Annotated in this window: 17 protein-coding genes; 9 read left to right on the forward strand and 8 right to left on the reverse strand. The window is 42.8% G+C overall.

What is annotated here, in order from left to right; all coding sequences use genetic code 11:
- The first annotated feature begins 7 nt into the window (after positions 1–7).
- The 3 genes from EO132_RS00275 (at position 8) to EO132_RS00285 (ending at position 2,109) form a co-directional block, all read left to right on the forward strand.
- Positions 8–553, forward strand: a complete 546-nt coding sequence (locus EO132_RS00275) for a hypothetical protein (protein ID WP_127136045.1) — start codon at positions 8–10, stop codon at positions 551–553.
- On the forward strand, positions 531–1,361 hold the full coding sequence (locus EO132_RS00280) for a class I SAM-dependent methyltransferase (RefSeq protein WP_127136046.1): 831 nt from the start codon (positions 531–533) through the stop codon (positions 1,359–1,361). The genes EO132_RS00275 and EO132_RS00280 overlap by 23 nt, the downstream gene beginning before the upstream one ends.
- 241 nt (positions 1,362–1,602) lie before the next feature.
- The gene (locus tag EO132_RS00285) at positions 1,603–2,109 is read left to right on the forward strand and encodes an OmpH/Skp family outer membrane protein (protein WP_127136047.1); all 507 of its coding nucleotides are present in this window, start codon (positions 1,603–1,605) and stop codon (positions 2,107–2,109) included.
- Between the two features lie 37 nt (positions 2,110–2,146).
- Here EO132_RS00285 and EO132_RS00290 read toward each other — a convergent pair whose 3' ends face one another.
- Genes EO132_RS00290 through EO132_RS00310 form a run of 5 tightly spaced genes read right to left on the reverse strand, consistent with a single transcriptional unit; the run spans position 2,147 to position 4,972 of the window.
- On the reverse strand, positions 2,147–2,740 hold the full coding sequence (locus EO132_RS00290; protein WP_127136048.1) for a DUF7010 family protein: 594 nt from the start codon (positions 2,738–2,740) through the stop codon (positions 2,147–2,149).
- Positions 2,741–2,758: 18 nt separating this feature from the next.
- Positions 2,759–2,941: a hypothetical protein gene (locus EO132_RS00295; protein WP_127136049.1), complete on the reverse strand. Its 183-nt coding sequence runs from the start codon at positions 2,939–2,941 to the stop codon at positions 2,759–2,761.
- Between the two features lie 9 nt (positions 2,942–2,950).
- A complete protein-coding gene (locus EO132_RS00300; RefSeq protein WP_127136050.1) occupies positions 2,951–3,400 on the reverse strand; it encodes a hypothetical protein in 450 nt (149 codons plus the stop codon).
- 12 nt (positions 3,401–3,412) lie between these two features.
- Positions 3,413–3,808 (reverse strand): DoxX family protein, encoded by a 396-nt coding sequence (locus tag EO132_RS00305; protein ID WP_127136051.1) that lies wholly within the window; start codon positions 3,806–3,808, stop codon positions 3,413–3,415.
- 12 nt (positions 3,809–3,820) lie between these two features.
- Positions 3,821–4,972, reverse strand: coding sequence for a DNA polymerase III subunit (locus EO132_RS00310; protein ID WP_127136052.1), 1,152 nt, complete (start codon positions 4,970–4,972; stop codon positions 3,821–3,823).
- Positions 4,973–5,154: 182 nt separating this feature from the next.
- Between EO132_RS00310 and EO132_RS00315 the strand changes: the two genes are divergently transcribed.
- From EO132_RS00315 to EO132_RS00325, 3 genes are all read left to right on the forward strand, one after another.
- Entirely contained in the window at positions 5,155–6,345 is a 1,191-nt protein-coding gene (locus EO132_RS00315; protein ID WP_127136053.1) for a phosphoglycerate kinase, read from the forward strand.
- A 119-nt stretch (positions 6,346–6,464) separates the two neighbouring features.
- The gene (locus tag EO132_RS00320) at positions 6,465–8,069 is read left to right on the forward strand and encodes a lytic transglycosylase domain-containing protein (RefSeq protein WP_127136054.1); all 1,605 of its coding nucleotides are present in this window, start codon (positions 6,465–6,467) and stop codon (positions 8,067–8,069) included.
- A gap of 12 nt (positions 8,070–8,081) precedes the next feature.
- Entirely contained in the window at positions 8,082–9,083 is a 1,002-nt protein-coding gene (locus tag EO132_RS00325) for a DUF4837 family protein (protein WP_127136055.1), read from the forward strand.
- Positions 9,084–9,159: 76 nt separating this feature from the next.
- Here EO132_RS00325 and EO132_RS19120 read toward each other — a convergent pair whose 3' ends face one another.
- The 3 genes from EO132_RS19120 to tatA form a co-directional block, all read right to left on the reverse strand.
- Positions 9,160–9,330 (reverse strand): DUF6747 family protein, encoded by a 171-nt coding sequence (locus tag EO132_RS19120; protein ID WP_164732245.1) that lies wholly within the window; start codon positions 9,328–9,330, stop codon positions 9,160–9,162.
- 252 nt (positions 9,331–9,582) lie between these two features.
- Positions 9,583–11,634 carry an OmpA family protein gene (locus EO132_RS00330; RefSeq protein ID WP_127136056.1) on the reverse strand — a complete coding sequence of 684 codons (2,052 nt, stop codon included), beginning with the start codon at positions 11,632–11,634 and terminating at the stop codon, positions 9,583–9,585.
- A 219-nt stretch (positions 11,635–11,853) separates the two neighbouring features.
- A complete protein-coding gene (tatA, locus tag EO132_RS00335) occupies positions 11,854–12,051 on the reverse strand; it encodes a twin-arginine translocase TatA/TatE family subunit (RefSeq protein WP_127136057.1) in 198 nt (65 codons plus the stop codon).
- 165 nt (positions 12,052–12,216) lie between these two features.
- On the opposite strand from tatA, the gene EO132_RS00340 reads away from it, so the two are divergent.
- From EO132_RS00340 to EO132_RS00350, 3 genes are read left to right on the forward strand one after another with little or no spacing between them, the layout of a single operon-like run.
- Entirely contained in the window at positions 12,217–13,086 is an 870-nt protein-coding gene (locus tag EO132_RS00340) for a M23 family metallopeptidase (protein WP_127136058.1), read from the forward strand.
- The gene (locus EO132_RS00345; protein ID WP_127136059.1) at positions 13,087–14,586 is read left to right on the forward strand and encodes a GH3 family acyl-acid amido synthetase; all 1,500 of its coding nucleotides are present in this window, start codon (positions 13,087–13,089) and stop codon (positions 14,584–14,586) included.
- Positions 14,587–14,636: 50 nt separating this feature from the next.
- Positions 14,637–16,325 carry a DUF6909 family protein gene (locus EO132_RS00350; RefSeq protein WP_127136060.1) on the forward strand — a complete coding sequence of 563 codons (1,689 nt, stop codon included), beginning with the start codon at positions 14,637–14,639 and terminating at the stop codon, positions 16,323–16,325.
- Positions 16,326–16,329 lie beyond the last annotated feature (4 nt).

The following is a 16,329-nucleotide window of genomic DNA, read 5'->3' on the forward strand; positions in this document are numbered from 1 at the left end:
ATGCCAGATGAAACGATTTTTACTCACCATTTTTGTTGTGGTCTTTTTAGGCCCCTGTATTCCATTACGGATTGCTCCAAACATAAAAGATTATAAATTGACCCAAGGAAAACGATTTAAAAAAGGTCTTCCCAAAAAGAATGTTTTTGTTTTTGAAGACCCAAAAGATGCGAATGAATTTTACGATTACATCAACACAAAATTCAATCTCAATGATTATTATGTGGATGTACAAGTTCCGTTTTTGGTTGATGGCAATACCTGTTATTTTTCATTTTATGAAGTTGAAATTCCGACCAAGACCATTAATTTAATTCCCATGGCTCTGGATTTAGCGTTGAGTAAATCTGCCGATATGAATCCAATTTTGGAAGATGCATATTCCTCTCGAGTGGGAAACTGGTACATTGCCATTGAAGTTTTTAGCGATACGGAAGAGGATTGTTTAGCTGAAGATTCAATTTCAAGAGAAAAGGTTTTGTCCTATCTTCGGAAATTGAAAAACGAATATTTGGCAACAGATAATTATAATGAAGTTGTTTTTAAAAACTAAAGACTTTTCTGTTTCAGGGGAAGCGTTCGAGCTATATCGAGATGAAGGATTGGATATGCTGGTAACCAAACCGCAACCACAAAACCTCGGTCCATATTACGAAAGCGAGGACTATATTTCCCATACAGACGCTAAATCTACTCTTACAGACAGACTGTACCAGCTGGTTAAGGCAAAAAATCTTAAGGATAAGGTTCAATTAATTGAAAATCAATATGTTAAAAGCAAAAGCCTTCTCGATTTAGGGGCCGGAACAGGGGATTTTCTAATTACTGCTCAAAATTCAGGTTTTAGGGTAACAGGGATAGAACCCAATGCTAAAGCGAGGAAGTTAGCTGAACAAAAAGGAGTACATCTACAGGAAAGCTTAAAAGAGGTATCCGGACAAAAATTTCAAGCCATAACACTATGGCATGTTTTGGAGCACCTTCCTAATCTTGAGGAGCAAATTACAACCTTGGCCAATCTTTTGGAAGAGGATGGCGTTTTGGTAATTGCGGTACCCAATTTTAAATCCTTTGATGCGAAACATTATAAGTCGTATTGGGCAGCTTTTGATGTGCCCAGGCATCTTTGGCATTTTTCTAAAACGTCCATTGCAAAACTTTTTGCTCCCCATCAAATGGAGGTGGTAAAAATCAAACCGATGTGGTTCGATGCTTTTTACGTTTCCATGTTGTCGGAAAAATACAAGGGGAACAAACTTTATTTAATCAGTGCTTTTTTTGTGGGATTATGGTCCAACTTTAGAGCCATCTTCACTAAAGAGCATTCCTCTTTAATCTATATCCTCAAAAGGAAGAAATAAGTGATTTTCGGGGCCGTTGTCGAACGAACCCACCTTCTGGCACACAATCCTATCAAACCAAAAAGAAACGCTTAAAACGACCCGTTTCTGAGGGTCAACAAAATAAAGGGAGACAATACCCCGGGAATATTTGCATAGAAAATGCTTATGGTTAAGTGAACCCCAATTTTGAGATGACAAAAACTTAATGATTGGCTTTCCAAAAGCTTTTCTATTTTTGCGCATCGATAAAAAGTAAAAGATGAAAAAATTAGTAGTGTTTGCGATTGCCATCACGGCCATGGCATGTCAGCAAAACAAAATTGGATATGTGGATAGTGTTAAGATCATGGACGACTATCAAGAAAAAATTGATGTCGACGCCAGATATCAAACCAAGGCCCAAGCCATAACACAAAAAAGGGATAGTATTTCCCAAGCCTTCCAAATGGAATTACAGCAATTCCAGACAAAGGCGCAGAGCATGTCCCAACAAAGTGCACAAGAGGAGTATTCCCAACTACAACAGCGAGGGCAACAAATAGGGCAGCAGTTGCAACAAGAAGAGCAACAATTGCAACAAAAAGGCCAGGCTGAGATGGATACCTTGGTAAGAAAGGTTAAAAAAGAAATCAGAGCTTACGGTAAGGCGAATGGTTACACCTATATTCTAGGCGGCGGCGATGGCGGTTCCGTAATTTATGGAGACGATGCCAAAGACCTGACCAACGAAATCCTTAAGATTTTGAACGATAAGTACGAGAACTAAACTCGATACATCCCTTTACGTAAATAAAGCCCACTCATTAGAGTGGGTTTTTTGTTTTGGCGGCAGCTGCTTTATAAGAGAAAAACATATATACCCCAAATCCAAGCTCTATGATTGAGCCAGAAAGGGCCGAAATGGATGGGGACGCCTCAAGGAAAAACAAGATAAAGGACGATGCGCCCAATAGAGCACCCAATATCCAATAGGTTTTAATGCCATAAAGCGTAGCAAACGTTAAATACCTTCCTCCGATAATCAACAACATGCCTTGGAAAAACCAAGCATGGTCCTGGAAGGAGAGGAGCAGGGCCAAGGGAATACACATCAACATAAAAATGGTGTTTTCCATGACCAATTGGCCCAAAGGGTTTTGTTTGGAATGACTTCCTTGAATACCCGCAACCTTGGCCAGTAACAATCCCAAAGGATGAATAAGCATACCACCAAAAAACAAGGTCCAAATAGCGGTTTGCGAAGAAACCAAAAAGGAAACCAGTGCGGCCGTCATCCAGACCATTCCAGAAGCTAAAATACCCAAAGAGCCATCAGCATAAGCTTTTCTTAAATCCGCTTGAGCAGTTGAAATGGAATTAACCGAAGAATCCTTGGTGTTGTGTAATTGTTCGTTCATTCTTTTATTGAAAGATGATTATTTTTTGGACTTTTTCTTGTTCTCGAAGATTACAATGACCATGGCAATAATCAATAATATATTCGAGACAATGCCCCATATGGCAGTATTGCCATTTTTCAATCCCATCAGATTAATAACAAGAAGCACTAAACTGATTACGATGACCACCAAAGGAGCGATTGTTTTTTTGTCAAACATGGATTGTGTTTAAAGTTCAATATCAAGTTGTCTACCCTCTTCTTTTGCCTTTTTATCCATATTTGAACCCATGGCAAGGCCAATTGACATACCAACGGGCAAACCAATGCCCAAAAAAGCCATGTTCCTCAAGCTGACTCCCAAAGCGGCTCCGATGGGAAGTCCAAAAACCGTCATACCCAAAACAAACCATGTTTTTTTGAAATAATTTTTAGGCACGATTTTGAGTTTTTGGGCCAACAAACCAACAATTTTGGATTGCTCTTTGCGGATTTCGTTGCGCAATTTTTTATCGGCATCCGATACAGCATTGAGTTGTGTAATATGCTTATTGATGACCAGCTCGATTTCTTCGGGCAGTTTCTTTTTTTTGATTTCTATGATCAATCTTTCGAATTGCTCGTAAGCACTTTTGGTTTTGTCAGTGAGCTCAGGACGTTGTATGGGTTCTAGAATCATGCTCGTAAAGCTTTATTGCATCAAATACACTAAAAAAATAGTTGGAATCAGGTATACAACAATAGTTTGTGCCCCTACATAGTCTTTGGCCACACGCTGACCTAACAAAAGCATCAAAAGTGTCACTGAAGAAAGTATGGCGCCATAAAAACCGAACATGCTTTCACCGTCCACAGCAAGTTCGAATATGCCTACTCCAGAAAGTATTCCAGAGAGCATTTCCAAGACCAAAATTACACCCAGAAGCACGGGAACCGTCCCTTTGAAAATTGACTTGGAAAAATGACCGGTCAGCCAACCCAGGTTGCCTTTCCAGTCCATGAGTTTATCGATTCCGCTCTGTAAAAAAGTAATGGTTAAAAAGGCCAGCAGCAATATTTCTGTGGCGTTAGAAAATACGTTGTTCATGGTTAGGTTTATTTAAGCGGCCTTTGCATGCAAAAGCCGTGTGAGTTTTATGGATAGATCCGTGAAAATCAACTTGGAGTTCCCATTGCGTTCCACGTGAAAAATCGCTTGTTCCAACTCTTGTACAATATCCAAAATATTGTTCTCATGTACAAAGGGAGCAAATTTCCTTAGATCAAAACCTTCCATATGAACTTTTACATGAACCAGTTCGTTGGCCTTATAATTGAGCAAGAGAGCTTGTCGCATCATGGTCAGACAATAGTTCAGGAACTTTTTTTGCACTTCACGGCCTGTTTTGGCCACCTCTTCGCTCCATAGGATCAATTCTTGAACGGCGCCTTTGTTGCCCTTTGCCTTAAAAGCGCTCCGGACCCACTGTACAAACCAACGCTCAAAGACCAGATCTTCAGAATCCTTGTTCAGCAGGTCGAGTGCCTTGTTGAAATTGCCATTGGCTTCCAAAGCAATGGTCAGCGCCTCGGTTTGGGGCACCCCTTTCAGTAAAAGTTCATCTGTGATGACCTGTTCCGCCAGTGGTGGAAAATTCAGGATTTGGCAACGGGACCGTATAGTATTGATAATTTGTTCCTCCTCTTCGGCCAAAAGAAGCAATATGGTTTTGTTCGGGGGTTCCTCGATGAGTTTCAAAAGCTTATTGGCAGCGGAAATGTTCATCTTTTCGGCCATCCAGACAATCAATACCTTATACCCACCTTCGTAGGATTTCAAAGAGAGCTTTTTCACCATGTCCTGGGCTTCGTCAACCCCGATTTGGCCCTGCTTTTTTTCAATGCCGATGTGGCGGTACCAATCAAACAAGTTGCCATAAGGTTGTTCCTTTACAAATTGGCGCCACTCTTCCAAATAATGATCACTGACCGCATGTGATTTTACCTTGTCCGAATTGGAAACGGGAAAGGCAAAATGAAGATCGGGATGCGTCAAAGAGTTGCATTTGGTATTGCAAACGGTGTTTTCCCCGTCATTTTCACCACCCGTATTGCCACAGAGCAAATATTGGGCATAGGCGATCGCCATGGGCAGCACCCCAGAGCCTTCGGGTCCTACGAACAATTGCGCGTGTGCCACTCGACCCGTTTCTGCCGTGGTTACCAAATGGTTTTTGATGTGCTCGAGACCTAGAACATTTTTAAAAAGCATGTCCCAAAGATACATTTTTAAGTGCTGAAGTTGGTCAAGGAACCCTTGCCTGGCGTTCGGCTGGTTTAACATATCAAACCGAAAAGGTTAAAAAGCGGAAAACTTTGAAATATTAGGCCCGTGCGACCACCGAAAAAGCAGGAAATCTTTACATTTGGAACTCGCAAAAAAGAACACACCACATGAAGACGATAGACGATTTTAATTTCGAAGGAAAAAAAGCATTGATCAGAGTTGATTTCAACGTGCCGTTGGATGGCGATTTCAATGTGACCGACACCAGCCGCATCGACGCTGCAAAACCGACCATACTCAAAGTTCTGGAAGATGGCGGTTCCGCTGTTTTGATGAGCCACTTGGGCAGACCAAAGGGGAATCCAAACCCGGATATGTCCCTATCCCATATTGTTGAAAAAGTGTCCGAGATTATCGGGGTACAGGTAAAGTTTGTTGAAGACTGCGTAGGCGCAAAAGCCGCCGAAGCTGTTACCGGTTTGCAGGACGGGGAAGTGCTGTTGTTGGAAAACCTTCGTTTTCATGCCGAAGAGGAATCCGGGGACGAATCTTTTGCCGAACAATTGTCCCAGCATGGGGATATTTACGTGAACGACGCCTTTGGAACCGCTCATAGGGCCCATGCCTCAACGACTATAGTCGCGAAGTTTTTCCCAGAAAATAAATGCTTCGGATATTTATTGGCCAAAGAAATCAAAGCCATTGACAAAGTGATGGAAACGGGGGAAAAGCCTGTGACCGCTATTTTAGGAGGGGCCAAAGTATCCTCCAAAATCACTATCATCGAAAACATATTGGACAAAGTCGACAACCTCATCATCGGCGGTGGAATGACCTATACTTTTGTTAAGGCCAAGGGAGGTAAAGTAGGAGACTCTATCTGCGAGGACGATAAGATGGAGTTGGCTTTGGACATTCTAAAGCAGGCCGAAGCAAAAAATGTAAAGGTATTCTTGCCGGTTGATGTTTTGGCGGCCAACGACTTCGATAATAGCGCCGACACACAATTTGTTGATGTGGACAAAATTCCTGATGGATGGCAAGGATTGGATGCAGGTCCAAAGACCTTGGAAATCTTCAAGCAAGTGATATTGGCCTCCAAGACCATTTTGTGGAACGGTCCCGTTGGTGTTTTTGAAATGGAGAACTTTGCCAAGGGAACCATCGCCGTAGGTAATTATATTGATGAAGCTACCCAGGGAGGAGCATTCTCTCTCGTAGGAGGGGGAGATTCCGTTGCTGCGGTAAAACAGTTCGGTTTCGAGGACAAAGTAAGCTACGTATCTACAGGGGGCGGAGCCATGTTGGAGAGCCTGGAAGGTAAAACCTTACCGGGAATCGCTGCAATATTGGGCTAAGTCTCACGTTGTGAGTTATTGGGGGAAACGTTAAAAGAGGGAGATTTTTGTCTCCTGGCTTTACTATTTCAGAAAAAAAAGCCATTTTAGTTCGCCCCAAATATCAAACCTTAGTCCAAATGAACCAAAAATTGAAGATAGCTGTTCTTGCAGCCATGTTTTCCGCGGTTTCCTTTGTAAATGCACAACAAGAAGATGTTGCGTCGAATTCGGAAAAAGATTCCACGTTAGTTGACAGGGAGGAAAGAGCAGCCATTGCCGTATCCAATATCAAAATAGATGGTCAGCTGATGGCCTTGGAAACGCATGAAGACGGAAAGTTCAAATTGCGTGATTTGGAAGAGGCTTGGCGTTACGACAGTCTATGGCTGAACGAACTCCATAGCAACGCTGAACTGTTCAGTGATATGCTGTTGGAGATCCAAAATGGACCTGGACAGGACTCTATCTTTACCGTAGACCTGCCCACTGATACCTTAAAGGCCCGCTTGGCTCGAATGGATGAAAAAACACCATTCAACATTACATACAATTCATCGTTGGAGAGCGTGATCAAGTCGTTTTTGACAAGAAGAAGGGATTTGATGCAACGGATGATCACGGCTAGTCAGTTTTACTTTCCATTGTTTGAGCAAGAACTGGACAACCAGAACATTCCTCTGGAAATTAAATATTTGGCCATTGTGGAATCGGCCTTGAACCCCAAGGCAAGGTCTAGAGTGGGTGCCAAGGGACTATGGCAGTTTATGTACAGTACCGGAAAAATGTACGATTTGGACGTGAGCAGCTATGTGGATGAAAGACACGACCCAATCATGGCCACAAAAGCAGCCAGCAAATATCTTTCGAGACTCTACGGTATTTTCGGGGATTGGGATTTGGCCCTGGCAGCATACAACTCCGGTCCAGGCAATGTGAACAAAGCCATTCGACGCTCTGGAGGATACGAAAACTATTGGAACATTCGCCCGTTTCTTCCACGTGAAACAGCGGGGTATCTTCCTGCATTTTTGGCCACCATGTACATTTTTGAATATGCCGAAGAGCATGGATTACAATACAAAAAAGCGGAACGCGCCTATTTTGAAACGGATACCGTTCATGTTAAAAACCTCATCACTTTTGATCAAATATCCAAGTTGGTGGATATCGGAACAGAGGAATTGGAAATGCTTAACCCAGCCTACAAACTGAATATCATTCCGAAAGTGAAAGGGAAGGATTATGCATTGCGATTGCCCGTGTCCAAAATTGGAAAATTTGTGTCAAATGAGGAGGAAATCTACGCCTATGTAAAAAAGGAGTTGGACTCTTTGAAAAAGCCAATGCCCAATATGGTAACGGCTCAAGACCAAATCAGATATCGTGTTAAAAGTGGGGATTATCTGGGCAAGATTGCGGAACGATATGGCGTTGGGGTTAGCCAAATAAAAAGATGGAACGGATTGAGAAGCAACAACCTCCGGATTGGGCAACGATTGACTATTTTTCCAAGAAAGCCCTATATCGCCAAAAACACGGCAAAAAGCACCAGTTCCAAAACTTCAGGAACCACGGTTGCAGGGGGTTCCAAAATCCATACTGTAAGGTCTGGCGATTCGTTGTGGACCATTTCCCGTCAATATCCTGGGATTTCCATTGAAAATTTACGAGAATGGAATGGTATTAGTGGTAATAATCTAAAACCGGGCACAAAACTTAAATTGTGTGATTGTTCTTCGTAAATTTAACACAAGATGAAAAAATTAGGAACACTATTATTTGCTACAGCGATGTTGGCATTGGGAGCTTGTAAGGACTCAGGCTCAAATGAAAGATTTCTTCCGCCTTCCACAGGGGGCATCAATTCCTTGATGGTCATTATGGACACCGAGCTCTGGAGAGGGCCCGTAGGAGAAAAGATAAGGGACGAATTTGCGGCCCAAATTGTTGGGCTGCCACAAATAGAGCCAAAATTCAGTATAACCCAGGTGCCCCCAAAGGTATTCAAGGGCACGACCACGCATTCCAGGTCTATCCTTTATGTGGAGCAGGACTCTACGTCTTTAGCGCACATCAAGGACGATGCGTATTCAAAACCGCAGAAAGTAGCGGTCGTGACAGGACCTACGGAAGAAGTGATGATCAAAAACTTGGATTCTTTGGCTGATAGGGCCATTAAAGAATTTAGAGCTAACGAGATAGCCGAGGCCCAAAGACGGTTTCAACGTTCTTTGAGTAAGGACAACGCCTTGGAGGAAGAGTTTGGCATTCATTTAAACGTGCCATCCTTGTACAAAGTAGGTAAAAGGGAGGATAACTTTGTTTGGATGGACATCGAAATCCCAAAAGGAACCATGAACATCATCGCATACGAAATGCCATGGGATTACTTTAGCAACGATTCCACTTTTGTGCAGGATATTGTTCACATGCGTGATTCCATCGGTCAAAAATATATTCCAGGGCCTTACGAGGATACGTACATGATTACCGAAAAAGCCTTTTCTCCGTATGTATTTCCCGCAGAAATAGGAGGTAAAAAGGCCGCGGAGGTCAAAGGTGTTTGGGAAATTCATGGCTACCCAATGGCGGGCCCATTTTTAACCTACATCATCAGCGATAAGGAAAACAACCGGAAAATGGTCATAGAAGGATTTACCTTTGCACCATCCGAAGCAAAAAGGGATTATATGTTTGAATTGGAAGCTATATTGAAGACGATTGATTTTGAACCGTCTACCCCTGCTTCTGATTAAGTAGAAGACAATTTATATAAAGCAAAAAGGCCCGAACGATTAGTTCGGGCCTTTTTGTTCTTTAAAGCTTAGGGGGTTAATCAAATGCAAAGCCCGTGGCTATCCTGTATACAAATGCATAAAGCACTATGAAGAACATGACAAAGCTGAACCAGGCAAAGATTTTAAAATATTTTTCAACTAAAAAGTGCCCCAAGTTGCGGAACCCTTCAATATAAATCTCTTTAACAAGTAGTAATTTTTTCATAAGTATGATTTAAGGTTTAAAGACATGTCAAAGATTTGATTTGTAGCATAAGCATCGAAATCTGGAGGTTGAAAAGCACTAAAAAAAGGTTGAAAGAGAGGGGGAAGGACTGAAAATCCGTAAGGCTATTTCTTTGATCGATGAAATGCATATTGCCATGAGCAGATAGCCGAAGGAAATAATCGACGAAATGCACTTTGTTCGCCACTTTCAGGCTTGAAATGCTATGAAACCAATAAAATAAGGCAGGAATTATTCAGAAATAAGGATAAACTCCGATCTCCTGTTCAAATGATGTTGTGCGGGTGCACAGGGATGACCATCTGAACAATCATTGAGCAGTCGCTCCTCTCCGTGGCCAATGGCGCTAATGATTCTTGATTCGTCAATTCCTTGAGCAATCAGATAAGCCTTGGTGGATTTGGCCCGCTTTTCGGACAGGTATTTGTTATAGGCCTTTGGCCCAATGGCATCGGTGTGGGACGCTATCTTCAGGGATAATCCCTTATTGTCTTTTAGGACGGTAACGAGTTTGTCCAATTCCCTTGCTGATTTCGGGGTAATTTCAAAACTGTCAAAATTGAAAAGAACGTCCTTGGGCTCGAAAACTTCAACAATGGGCTTTTCTTTTTTGACCTTCCTTAAAAACTGTTCTACGGAAACATTCTCGTTTTCCTTGGTGCTTACTGATAAGCTGTCGGTCCCATAACCCTCTTTATTGGCTACCACCATGTAGTCAGTGGTTGGGCTCAAATATTGGAAAGTATAGTTCCCTGTGGAATCAGCAACTAAAGTATTTAGTGCCGAACCATCTTTGGCGATAAGGGAAACATCTGCGTTGGGGATGGGCTGTCTGGTTACCATGTCAGCGACACTGCCTGAAATGGAATTTGAATTAAGGGTATATGCAAAGGAATAGATGTCATCATCCCCTTTGCCACCTTTCCGGTTGGATGCAAAATAACCTTGAGTCCCTTTTTCATCAATAATATAGGAGAAGTCATCACGATTGCTGTTTATGGGTTGTCCCATATTGATACCAACACTGAATTGTCCATTCGTACCTTCAGATTTGTACACATCCAAACCGCCAAACCCCAAGGGCCTGTTGGAAGAGAAATAAAGGGCGTTTTCCGCGATGTAAGGAAACATTTCCTTTGCTTCGGTGTTGATGGTCCTTCCTAGGTTTTGAGGCTCGGAGAACGTGCCATTTTCATGAATGTCCACCATGTAGATGTCCGTTTCCCCAAAACCGCCAGGTCTATCGGAAACAAAGTACATTTTTGTGCCATCCTTGCTTATGGCAGGGTGGCCAGTGGAATAATCCTCGCTATTGAAGGGTAGCTCTTCGCCCTTGGTCCAAGCTCCACTAACGAATCTTGAACGGTATATTTTTAAATGGTTGATGCCGTTTTTACCCCTTTTCAGCCTTTTGCCATAATTGTTCCTCGTGAAATAGATGGTTTTCTGGTCTGGGGAGAAAGCCAGGGAGGCCTCATGGTATTTGGTGTTGATGTTCTTGGAGAATTTTTTCGGGGAGGATAGGTCCCCTTCCTCATTTTTCCTTTTTGAAACATATAGGTCCAAGAAGGGCTGATTGGTCCAACGATATTTTCTGGTGGTCAGTACAGAGGAATCCTTAGCGGAAGAATAAACGATATCCGATCCGTTGTGAAACATAGGGGAAAAATCCGAATAAGGGGAGTTGATTCCCAAATTTTTGATTTTTACCGTGTAAGCTCCTTTCCAGGTGTTATTGTCGATTTTTTTCAGTTCGTTCAAGGGTTCGTCCCTTTTTTGCCGTACTATTTTTGTGAGGGCGGCGGCTCGTCGATATTTGCCGGTCCCCTTCAGGGTTTGGGTATACTTGAAAAAAGTGTCCTCCTCCATCTGATTTTCGTACGACCGGTAGATTTCGTTATACCATTTGTAGGACTTCTCAAGGTTCCCGATGTAATAGTGGGAATCCCCTGCCCTGGAGAGCAATGGTAGGGTATGCTTAGCCTCGGTCTTCTCCAGTACAATATCAAAAATGCGTGCGGATTCGGCGTACCACATTTTGTCGAAGTACTCGTTTGCTTTTTCAATAAGTTTTTCGGCAACACCTTCTTTTTCAAGGTAGCGGGCAAGCTTTTTATCGGTCAACCCATCAAGTTGTGTTACATCATCTGAAGAATTCCTTTTTGAATATGGCCTTAAGTTGCCGGAATGTGAAGATGTCCCATCATGCTCGGATAGGGCAAGCTCTTGGGAAAACATCCCAAAAGAGCATAATAAGAATAAAAGCAAGATCAGTCTTTTCATTACCACTCCATCTGCACAAATGAACGATTTTGGTTCATTTGGAGGTTAAGCATAGGGGGCTTAACATTTTAGTTTGAACCGCTAAAATAGAATATGGTAAGTGGGGTGATAATTTTTTGTTGTGAAAGAAGTGATTTGCAGCATTGAACGTTGAAAAAATGTTGTCGTTGGTCGAAAACCAACTAAAAAACAACGGGTTTCAAGCTACAAAAGGTCAATTTAGGATTTTGACTCTTTTCTTTCTCCTTCGATTTTGTCGTCTTCCTTGGTAGCGTCCTTGAATTCTTTGATTCCGCTTCCCAATCCTTTCATAAGCTCAGGAATTTTTCTACCTCCAAAAAGTAAAACCACCACAGCAACGATCAAAGCGATCTGCCAAGGGCCCAGCATTCCAAGAAATATAGTTTGAGCAATCATATCTTCAAAACTTTGATTAGAAATGTAAAAGTACTAAAAAGATGTTGAAGAGCATGTTCGATTAACGAAAATTAGCATTTGAAAATGATTTTTAAGAACTTATCCCCTTCAGCTTTTTAAAAAGCTTAACATGCATATTAAAATCTAAGCCTATCTTTGTTCATCATGGCAAAGGACAAAAAGAAAAGAAAGGAGATAAAACGCAAGCTGCTGCACAAGTACCGCTTGGTCATTCTTAACGAGAGCACCTTTGAGGAAAAGATATCCTTTAAGCTCAACAGGCTGAATGTTTTTGTTACCGGGACCATGTTCATTATTGTTTTGATAGGAATTACCACCTTGATCATTGCCTTTACACCTTTACGGGAATACATTCCGGGCTATTCTTCCACCAAATTGAAGCGCCAAGCCACGGAACTGACCTATAAAACGGACTCTTTGGTTACCGTACTTAACTATACCAATCGGTATTTGGATAATGTCAGGAAGGTGCTGCGGGGCGATGTGGAGAACAATCAAATGAACCGTGATTCTCTTTTTGAGCAATACAAGTTGGATCCAGCCTCCGTTGATCTAACTCCGATACGACAAGACCTGCTCTTGCGCGAAGAGGTGGAGCTGGAGGACAAGTATAATCTTTTTGAACGGGACGTGGAGAATCTGGGGACCTTGTTCTTCTCCCCTGTCAATGGAACCGTTTCCCAAGGTTTCGACCAAAAGACCAAACATTATGCGGTGGATTTGGTGGCGCCGAAGGACACGCCTGTAAAGTCCATTGCCGATGGCACCGTGCTGTTTGCCGAATGGACCACGGAAACAGGCTATGTCATCATCATAGAGCATCAAGAGGGAATTACTTCTGTGTATAAGCACAATGGCTCATTGAGTAAGTCTCAAGGTGATTTGGTCAAAGCAGGTGAAGTGATTGCCTCCATCGGAAATACGGGAGAACTTACTACGGGTCCCCACCTTCATTTTGAGCTTTGGAGAAAAGGAAAGCCCGTGAATCCACAGAACTATATTGATTTCAACTAAATGTCCTTAAAAGCATTTGCAGCCAAAATATTTGCCAACCGGATTGCCAAAAAGACCGAGAAATGGGTCAACCAACCAGTGAAAACCCAGCAAAAGGTGTTTAATCACTTGGTTTCCCAGGGCAAGGGAACCATTTTTGGCAAGGACCATCAATTTGGGACAATCAAATCACACCAAGATTTTGTGGAATGTGTTCCCATTAGGGATTACGAAGAGCTTAAAGGCTACGTAGAGCAAATTATTTATGGCAAGGCGGATGTACTTTGGCCGGGCAAACCCATTTATTTTGCGAAAACATCAGGAACCACATCGGGGGCCAAATACATTCCCATTACAAAACCCTCCATCAAAAATCAGGTCGAGGCATCACGGAATGCGATACTCAACTATATACACGAAACGGGAAATGCTGATTTTGTGGATGGACGTATGATTTTTTTACAAGGGAGTCCCGAATTGGAAGAAAAGAACGGCATCAAATTGGGTAGGCTCTCGGGAATATCGGCTCATTACGTCCCCAATTATCTCCAGAAAAACCGGTTGCCCAGTTGGGAAACGAATTGCATAGAAGATTGGGAAACCAAGGTGGACAAAATCGTTGAGGAGACGGAAAACGAGGATATGACCGTTATTGCCGGGATTCCGTCCTGGGTACAGATGTATTTTGAAAAACTCCATGCCAAGACAGGGAAAAAGGTCGGCGACCTTTTTAAAGGATTCCAATTGTTCATCTACGGCGGTGTGAACTATGAGCCCTATCGTGCCAAATTTGAAAACCTAATGGGCAGAAAAGTGGACAGTATAGAGCTTTTTCCGGCCAGTGAAGGGTTTTTTGCCTATCAAAACTCGCAAAATGAGAAAGGGATGCTTTTGCTATTGGATGCGGGTATATTTTACGAGTTCGTAAAGGCAGATGAGTTTTTTGATGAAAACCCCAAGCGATTGACCATTGCCGATGTGGAATTGGATGTGGATTACGCAATGGTCATCTCCACCAATGCCGGGTTATGGGGATACAACCTTGGGGATACCGTTCGGTTTGTTTCTAAGAACCCTTATAAAGTGGTGGTTTCTGGGAGAATCAAGCACTTCATTTCCGCTTTTGGGGAACATGTGATTGCCAAAGAAGTGGAAGAGGCACTTAGACTGGCGGTTGAGCAGACGGATGCCTTGGTAAATGAGTTTACGGTGGCTCCACAGACTACTCCAGAGGAGGGAGAACTACCCTATCATGAATGGTTCATTGAGTTTGAACGAGCACCATCAGACCAAGCAAGATTCTCTAAGATTATTGAAGAGAGCATGAAAAAGCAGAATAGTTACTATTTTGATTTGATTGACGGCAACATTCTTCAGCCATTGAAAATCAAGAGTATTCAACCGAATGGTTTTCAGGACTACATGAAATCCATAGGGAAATTGGGTGGTCAGAACAAGGTGCAGCGCCTTGCGAACGACCGCAAAGTGGCCGATGGGCTGCAGCCCTTTAAAATTAGTTGACTTGGAACGGCTTCATTTTCATAGGAATTCACTTATTTTTGCCAGAAGTTATGATGGCAACAGAAGTAAAACAGACGACTAGGGCGCAGGAGTCCACCAATGCGATCGAGCGCTTGTACATTACCATGCGACATTTGCTCAACCGTGGATTTTACAAGCCCTCGGGTGTTTCTGGGAATGCACTGCGCAGTGCTCTTTTATTGTTACGACCCGAAATTTACGGCACCATTGCCGAAGACAAAGCGGAACTCAACGGACTTATCTATGTGCTGGAACGTTTGCCGGAAGGGATCGAGGAGTGCCGATTTATCAATTTGACCTCGGATGAAGGTTTTGCCAAATCCCATTTAAAAGCGATTGTTCCTCCCAAACGTAGGAGAAACTGTTACCGTATCGATGATGAGCAGATGAACATCGAGATCACTCGTGGTAGGAGCGACATCTATGATATTTTGACCCACCTGACGTTTTTGTTCGTTGAGTCGGGCAAGATCTGCAGAAGGGTGTTGGTGGATAATGGCAATGCCACCATTCGTGATTGGGACAAGCTAACGGAGTTTGTGCTTTCCGAAGAAAAAGATGATGAGGAAAGAGAGGTTGCCTTGATTCATTGCGCCAATATCCTGGGCAGGACCTTTGATGAGGTGGTGGAAATTGAGAATAAACTGAAGACCTCAGAGGACCCTGACCGTTTTCTCAACGTGATCTATTGGTTGGGTAAATTGGCCATTGAGGAAGAGACCACGGGCAACAAAAGGACCATTACCTTCAGCCCGCTGCTAAGGGAGCGTTTGGGACATCATTTGCATGGTGAGAAGTGGGCGGATAAAATCAAGAGTACGTTAAAGGATCATAATTTGATCCACAGGCCACTTCATATCATAAGCGCCAACATGCACAGTGTGATGAACTCCCTTTTTGCCAAAAAGGCATTGGCACAAGAGTTTCCAGACAGTGATTCCTTGGATATTTATGAGGCATTGGGCTCCGAGAAGCATAAATCGCTCAATAAAAAAGTAAGAAGCCATGCTGAAAAGAACGGCATGATCTTTCTTGAGGACGAATCCGGGGCCAACATCGATGTACAGATTTTTGATACGGCCAAGTTCGGCAAGCAAAGTTGCTGTTATAAGTTCCCAGAAGGTATTTCACAGGAAGAAAAACCCGTTATATTTGTGATGGACTATGCCTTTGGGGAACAGGCTTATGAGACCATAGATGAGCTCCTAAAGCCCATGGAAGAAGGAGAAGAAAAGATTTTTCTTAATGTGGATTCGGTCTCCATCATGGGAAAGGCGGGCATTTTGGAAGGCGGCAAAGGCGATTTAATGATTCCATCGGCCCATATTTTTGAGGGAACAGCTGACAACTATCCCTTTAAAAATGAACTTAGCGGATCAGACTTTGAAGGTCATGGTCTTAAAGTAATGGAGGGCACCATGGTAACTGTATTGGGAACATCATTGCAGAATAGGGACATTCTCCAGTTCTTCCATGAATCCACTTGGAACGTGATTGGATTGGAAATGGAAGGAGTGCATTATCAAAAGGCGATACAATCGGCTTCCCAAATACGAAAGAGCATTAAAAAAGATGTGAGAGTACGATACGCCTACTACGCATCGGACAATCCCTTGGAAACTGGAAGCACATTGGCTTCTGGTGGATTGGGAACAACAGGGGTAAAGCCCACATATTTGATAACGGACAGGATTTTAAAACAACTATTCAATTTATAAGGTA

Origin of the sequence: Flagellimonas oceanensis (assembly GCF_003992595.1) — a bacterium.
Classification (GTDB): domain Bacteria; phylum Bacteroidota; class Bacteroidia; order Flavobacteriales; family Flavobacteriaceae; genus Flagellimonas; species Flagellimonas oceanensis.